Origin of the sequence: Dehalobacterium formicoaceticum, assembly GCF_002224645.1 — a bacterium.
Classification (GTDB): Bacteria; Bacillota; Dehalobacteriia; order Dehalobacteriales; family Dehalobacteriaceae; genus Dehalobacterium; species Dehalobacterium formicoaceticum.
In genome coordinates this window covers 3,497,468-3,505,000 of record NZ_CP022121.1, presented here as the reverse complement: position 1 = coordinate 3,505,000, position 7,533 = coordinate 3,497,468, and the positions used below count along the sequence as shown (strand labels likewise).

Here is a 7,533-nt window from a genome sequence, read left to right as displayed (position 1 = left end):
GAGCGAAACGGGAAGAGCCTAAACCGGTTGCTTAGGCAACCGGGGTTGCGGGACTTTCATGAGAAGTATGGAAACCTAGCCGAAGAGGTCTGGAAAGGCCCATCACAGAGGGTAACAATCCTGTAGGCGAAAGGCGGAAATGCTCGAAAGTATCCCAAGTACCGCGGGACACGAGAAACCCCGTGGGAATCAGGGGGGACCACCCCCCAAGGCTAAATACTCCTTGGCGACCGATAGTGAACCAGTACCGTGAGGGAAAGGTGAAAAGAACCCCGGGAGGGGAGTGAAAAAGAACCTGAAACCGTATGCTTACAAACTGTCAGAGCACTTTAAATGTGTGATGGCGTACCTTTTGTAGAATGGACCGGCGAGTTGCCATAACGAGCGAGGTTAAGTTGAGAAGACGGAGCCGAAGCGAAAGCGAGTCTTAATAGGGCGGAAAGTTCGTTGTTGTAGACCCGAAACTTGGTGATCTACCCATGGTCAGGGTGAAGCTCAGGTAAGACTGAGTGGAGGCCCGAACCGACTTACGTTGAAAAGTGAGCGGATGAATTGTGGGTAGGGGTGAAATGCCAATCGAACCAAGAGATAGCTGGTTCTCCCCGAAATAGCTTTAGGGCTAGCCTCAAGAGATGATTTATGACGGTAGAGCACTGTTCGAGCTAGGGGCCTAACCAGGTTACCGAACTCTCACAAACTGCGAATGCCATAAATTTATCTTGGGAGTCAGACTGTGGGGGATAAGCTTCATAGTCGAAAGGGAAACAGCCCAGATCGACAGCTAAGGTCCCAAAGTGTGTGCTAAGTGGAAAAGGATGTATAGTTGCTAAAACAACCAGGATGTTGGCTTAGAAGCAGCCACCATTTAAAGAGTGCGTAATAGCTCACTGGTCGAGTGACCCTGCGCCGAAAATGTAACGGGGCTCAAGCACACCACCGAAGCTTCGGATTCAAGAAGCAAGATGCTAGAGGCAAGAAACAAGAGGTAAGACTAATAATCTTGCATCTTGCTTCTAGCTTCTTGCTTCTTGAGTGGTAGGGGAGCGTACTGAACACGACGAAGGTTTACCGAAAGGAGAGCTGGAGAGTTCAGTAGTGAGAATGCCGGTATGAGTAAGCGAAAAGGCAGGTGAGAATCCTGCCCGCCAAAAACCTAAGGGTTCCTGGGGAAGGCTCGTCCGCCCAGGGTAAGTCAGGACCTAAGTCGAGGCGAAAAGCGTAGATGATGGACAATCGGTAAAGATTCCGATACCACCTGGCTCCGTTTGAAGGAAGGGGTGACACAGGAGGGTAGGTCAAGCGCACCGTTGGTCGAGTGCGTCCAAGCCTGTAGGGAGAAAGATAGGAAAAACCGTCTTTCAAAGATCCTGAGAGGTGATGGGGAGCGAAAATAAGTAGCGAACTGACTGATCCCACACTGTCAAGAAAAGCCTCTAACGAGGAGCCAGGTGCCTGTACCGAAAACCGACACAGGTAGGTGGGGTGAGAATCCTAAGGCGCGCGAGAGAACCCTTGTTAAGGAACTCGGCAAAATGACCCCGTAACTTCGGGAGAAGGGGTGCCTTTGTAATGTGAAGTTTTTAACAGACTGAGCATGAAGAGGCCGCAGAGAAAAGGCCCAAGCGACTGTTTAGCAAAAACACAGGTGCCTGCAAAGTCGAAAGACGACGTATAGGTGCTGACGCCTGCCCGGTGCTGGAAGGTTAAGAGGAGAGGTCAGCGGAAACGTGAAGCTTTGAATTGAAGCCCCAGTAAACGGCGGCCGTAACTATAACGGTCCTAAGGTAGCGAAATTCCTTGTCGGGTAAGTTCCGACCCGCACGAAAGGCGTAACGATTTGGGCACTGTCTCAACAAGGGACTCGGCGAAATTGTAATACCGGTGAAGATACCGGTTACCTGCGACAGGACAGAAAGACCCCGTGGAGCTTTACTGCAGCCTGACATTGGATTTTGGTATATCACGTACAGGATAGGTGGGAGACTAAGAAGATGGGACGCCAGTCTCATTGGAGTCGCTGGTGGGATACCACTCTTGATGTGCTGAAATTCTAACTTCAAGCCGTAAGCCGGCTGAAGGACATTGTCAGGTGGGCAGTTTGACTGGGGCGGTCGCCTCCCAAAGAGTAACGGAGGCGCCCAAAGGTTCCCTCAGCGCGGATGGAAATCGCGCGAAGAGTGTAAAGGCAGAAGGGAGCTTGACTGCGAGAGAGACATTTCGAGCAGGGACGAAAGTCGGGCTTAGTGATCCGGCGGTACCGAGTGGAAGGGCCGTCGCTCAACGGATAAAAGCTACCCCGGGGATAACAGGCTTATCTCCCCCAAGAGTCCACATCGACGGGGAGGTTTGGCACCTCGATGTCGGCTCATCGCATCCTGGGGCTGTAGTAGGTCCCAAGGGTTGGGCTGTTCGCCCATTAAAGCGGTACGTGAGCTGGGTTCAGAACGTCGTGAGACAGTTCGGTCCCTATCCGTCGCAGGCGGAGGAAATTTGAGAGGCACTGTCCCTAGTACGAGAGGACCGGGATGGACAGACCACTGGTGTACCAGTTATCCTGCCAAGGGTACAGCTGGGTAGCTAAGTCTGGCAGGGATAAGCGCTGAAAGCATCTAAGCGCGAAGCCCCCCTTAAGATAAGATTTCCCACAGCGCAAGCTGATAAGACCCCAGAAAGACGAACTGGTAGATAGGCCGGGTGTGGAAGGGCAGTAATGTCCGGAGCTGACCGGTACTAATAGGTCGAGGACTTGACCTTAAAATGAAACCTAAGCATGAAAGACTTCACTGTGTAGTTTTGAGAGAACAGTTATAGATTGTTCCAACTTCATAAATTTTCCTGGTGATGATGGCGGAGAGGCCCCACCTGTATCCATTCCGAACACAGAAGTTAAGCTCTCCAGCGCCGATAGTACTTGGGACGCAGGTCCCTGGGAGGGTAGGTCGTTGCCAGGTTCTAATTTTAATTAAAAGCACACTATTTGGTGTGCTTTTTTGATATAATTTAATAGTAACCCTGCAGCCTAAAAGCATAGAAAAACCTAAAAAAAGACCGTTCCTTAAATATGGACGGTCTTTTTTTTTATACTTTCAGAAAGCAACTTTTAAAAGGTTGAAAGTATAAGTGCAACTAAGGCTTACGCTAACCTTCGGCTTGGCGTAAGCCAAGTTTTCTATATTTCCACTCTTATTTTTTAATCATAAAAGTCCAATTTTGCCCATGGTTATTGTCCCAATGATCAGCGCTATCCTTAAAGCAAAAGCTGAACAATCCATCCTCTCTCATGGAGACATCACATACTGATCCGGTAGCAGTATTAAACATAGGAATGTCTTCAGCATTACTCCAGCTGGCTCCATATCCGCAATGAAGAAAAACTTGGTCGGCACCAGACTTTTTTAATAATCCCTCATAACTGATGCGGCAACGTTCACCCAATTGATCAGGCATGGGATCCAGGCTAATTCCTTGATTGCTTAATTGATACATAGCTTATACCTCCTTTTATAATTGGACTTTAATCAACATATTATATATTTTGGCCTTATTATGTTTTACATGAACCGAGGATTTTATGAAACCTATTATTACCATACATAAATTTATTTAATCTCGGAATATTATAAACACGGTAAATTATATCCCGTTATGCTATTTCTGCTTCTTATAAATAACAAGTATTGCGCAAAATGCGCTTTTTTTACGTAATATTTACGTTTATCGATCATATAGAAGGAAAGGAAGATCGAATCTATGCGTACTTTAATGCTCTCATGGGAGTATCCGCCAAAAAACGTGGGTGGGCTGGCAAGACATGTTTATGACCTGACAAAGGAATTAGCTAGCCAGGGAGAAGAGATCTTCCTATTAACATGTGCTGCGGAAGGAGCACCGGCTGAGGAAAATATCAATCATATTCATATTTCACGCGTGGAAAGTCTCAATCTTCCCTCCCGAGATTTTACCAACTGGGTCTTACAACTAAATTTTGCTTTATTAGCAAAGGCGATTAAATTAGAGGAAGAATATGGACCATTTGATCTGATTCATGCCCATGATTGGTTGGTGGCTTTTGCCGCACGCACCATGAAACACGCAAAGAATATACCCTTATTAACTACAATTCATGCAACAGAACATGGACGAAACCAAGGAATTCACAGCGATCTCCAAAGATATATTAACGATGTGGAATGGTGGTTAACATATGAGTCCTGGCAGGTGATTGTGTGCAGTCAATTTATGAAAGGGGAATTGAAAAAAATATTTCAATTGCCGGATAACAAAATACAGGTGGTACCTAATGGTGTAGACATAGATGCTTTTAAAACCATTGCCACCGAATTTAATAGGGCTCAATATGCCTCAGAACAAGAAAAAATTGTTTTCTTTGTAGGACGTTTGGTACAAGAAAAGGGATTGCAGGTTCTATTGGATGCCGTTCCCAAGATATTACATTATTGCCCGGAGGCAAAATTTATCATAGCAGGTACGGGGCCTCATGAAGAATACCTGAAGAAAAAAGCTCATATGATTAATAAGAAGGATAAGATATTTTTCACCGGCTATATTGATGATGCTGTGAGAAATGCACTGTATAAAAATGCACATGTTGCTGTCTTTCCCAGCTTGTATGAACCATTTGGTATTGTGGCCCTGGAAGCAATGGCAGCAGGGATTCCTGTTGTAGTATCAGATGTTGGGGGCTTTAGTGAGGTTGTAACCCATGGAATTGACGGCTTAAAAGCATATTCTGGCAATCCAGAATCTTTGGCAGATAATATCATTTTAATGTTAAAAAACCAGAATGCTGTTCAAGTTATGAAAACTAATGCGCTTAATAAAGTTGAAACCTATTTTACCTGGCCTAAAATTGCCACGCAAACCAGAGCAATATATCAGATGATTCTGGAGGAAGCAAGACATAGTAAATCACTGGCAGCAGCGCAAAGTGAAAAAAGAGGTTGGGAAGTAGTAAAGTCACATTAATGGAGGAGATCATATGAAAGCCATTATTATGGCTGGTGGTGAGGGATCTCGTTTAAGGCCCCTCACCTGTGACAGACCCAAACCGATGGTTCCTGTCATGGATCGGCCGATAATGCAGCATATTGTTCAATTATTATGGGATCATAACTTTCGGGATATTGGTGCCACTCTGATGTATCTACCTGAGGATATTAAGGATTATTTTGGAGACGGTTCAGATTATGGAGTTAATATGCAGTATTTTATTGAGGAAACTCCTTTGGGAACCGCCGGAAGCGTAAAAAATGCTCAAGAGTTTTTGGATGAAACATTCTTAGTGATCAGCGGAGATGCCCTAACGGATTTTGATCTTAATTACATTATGTCCTTCCATCAAAAGAAAAAAGCAGCAGTTACCATTGCTCTAACACGAGTGCCCACGCCATTGGAATATGGTGTAATTATTACGGATGAAGCAGGATCTGTTCAGCAATTCCTGGAGAAACCCAGTTGGGGCGAAGTTTTTAGTGACACCGTTAATACCGGTATTTATGTGATAGAGCCAGAGGTCCTGAAGCTGGTTCCTAATAATACTGTTTTTGACTTTAGCAAGGATCTTTTTCCTCTCCTGTTAAGCAGGGGAATTCCCATCTACGGATGTGTGATGCCGGGCTATTGGTGTGATATCGGGAATTTAGCTCAATATCAGCAAGCCCATTACGATATTTTAGCCGGTGAAACCAATATTTCTTGCCCAGGATCGGAGATTGCAGAAGGAATCTGGGTGGGATCAGGAACGGAGATTCATCCCGAGGCTTATTTAGAGGGCCCGTCTTTTATCGGGCAGAATGTCAAGATTGGTAAAGGAGCTAAGGTAAGTGGATTCTCTGTGATTGGTTCAAACAGCATTTTAGAAGAAAATGCCTCTGTAAAAAAGGGTATTATCTGGAATAATGTCTATTTAGGAAAAAAGAGTTCACTCTGTGGTGGTGTAATTGCCAACCGTGTGAAGATCAAATCCCATACGTCAATTTATGAAGAAGGAGTAATCGGTGATGACACGATCCTAAACAGTTATGTCACCATCAAACCAGGGGTAAAAATATGGCCTCATAAAACTGTGGAGAAAGGTGCCGTGGTCCAGGAAAGTTTGATTTGGGCGGATCAGGCAAAGAAGCATCTTTTTGGCGCTAATGGTGTGACCGGTACGGTGAATGTGGAGTTAACCCCTGAAATGGCGGTGCGCTTAGGATCAGCATTTGGTTCTTGCAGTAAAAAAGAGGGACAGATTGTTCTGGGCGCAGATGGGTATCCCTGCTCCCAAATGATTAAAAATGCCTTGGCAATAGGATTAACGGCTACCGGATGTAATGTCCTTGATTTTAATAAAGTGGTAACCCCGATTAGCCGTTATGGCGTGCGCACACTGGGTATCAATGGCGGCATACAAGTTCATGCCTTGGAACAAGGGGAAAAAGTATGTATAACTTTTCTGAACCGGCAGGGCACCAATATTACCAAAAGTGAAGAAAGAAAAATTGAAAATGCTTTTTATCGGGAGGATTTTCGTCGGGTAGCCGGCAGTCAGGTTACTGATATTAAAAATTATCCGGATATTGTAAGCAGCTATTTTGAGGATTTAGAAAAATCCATCGATGGAGATATCATCAGGAATGCCCACTTAAAAATTTATCTCGATTATGACTTTATGAATTTTGATGAGAATCTGCCCGGGATGCTGGAAAACATCGGTTGTGAAGTGATATTTTCCGAGGGTGCCGATTTAGATCATAGATTTAATCAGGATTTGAGATGGTATCAGCAGCGAGTAGTCGATTTGCAGTGTGATTTAGGGGCAATTTTCCAATATGACGGCGAAAAGATGATACTCATAGATAATCTGGGCCATGTGATTCAGGATGATCTCTATATGGTTCTGGTCTCATTGCTTGTGATGAAAACACATCAAGATGCAACCATTGTAGTGCCGGTTACTGCTTCTCAGGTGATTGAAGATATGGCTAAAAAATATCAAGGAAAAGTGATCCGCACAAAAACAGCCAAACAATTTTATATGCAGCAAATGATTGAAGATAAAATTGTCAGCACCCAAAAAGGATATAAACAATATATTTTACAATTCGATGCTATCAATGCTTTGGTATATATCTTAGAATTTATGGCTAAGGAAAAAATCCCCTTGTCGGAAATTATGGCCTTATCTCCGGAGTTTTATCAGCATCAAAAGGCCATTGAATGTCCCTGGCATGCCAAGGGAACTGTGATGCGTAAGCTGATTGAGGAACAAAGCATGGAAGAGCAGGATGGAGGAGGAAAACAAGGGGAGCTTTTGGACGGGGTTAAAGTTTATCATGAAAATGGATGGGCTTTGGTGCTGCCGGATTCTGATGAACCGATCTGTCGTATCTTTAGTGAAGGTGTTAGTATGGAAACGGCCGAGGAACTAACTGCTATGTATGCAGATAAAATCAATAATTACAAAAAGGAATAAAGGAGGTCCATAGAATCCCCCTGTCAGAGGGGGATTCGTTATTCCTTAATTAAAAA

Annotated in this window: 3 protein-coding genes and 2 rRNA genes (1 of these 5 running past the window's edge); 4 read left to right on the top strand and 1 reads right to left on the bottom strand. The window is 44.5% G+C overall.

What is annotated here, in order from left to right:
* Together CEQ75_RS17030 and rrf are read left to right on the top strand one after the other, a co-directional pair.
* Nucleotides 1–2,754 (top strand): 23S ribosomal RNA (locus CEQ75_RS17030) (it extends 250 nt beyond the left edge of the window).
* 80 nt (nt 2,755–2,834) lie between these two features.
* Nucleotides 2,835–2,951 (top strand): 5S ribosomal RNA (gene rrf, locus CEQ75_RS17025).
* Between the two features lie 232 nt (nt 2,952–3,183).
* Here the strand turns inward: rrf and CEQ75_RS17020 are convergent.
* The gene (locus CEQ75_RS17020) at nt 3,184–3,486 is read right to left on the bottom strand and encodes a carbohydrate-binding protein (protein WP_089612237.1); all 303 of its coding nucleotides are present in this window, start codon (nt 3,484–3,486) and stop codon (nt 3,184–3,186) included.
* Between the two features lie 264 nt (nt 3,487–3,750).
* Here CEQ75_RS17020 and CEQ75_RS17015 point away from each other — a divergent pair, with 264 nt between their 5' ends.
* Nucleotides 3,751–4,986: a glycosyltransferase family 4 protein gene (locus CEQ75_RS17015; RefSeq protein ID WP_089612236.1), complete on the top strand. Its 1,236-nt coding sequence runs from the start codon at nt 3,751–3,753 to the stop codon at nt 4,984–4,986.
* 13 nt (nt 4,987–4,999) lie between these two features.
* Nucleotides 5,000–7,477: a sugar phosphate nucleotidyltransferase gene (locus CEQ75_RS17010; RefSeq protein ID WP_089612235.1), complete on the top strand. Its 2,478-nt coding sequence runs from the start codon at nt 5,000–5,002 to the stop codon at nt 7,475–7,477.
* Nucleotides 7,478–7,533 lie beyond the last annotated feature (56 nt).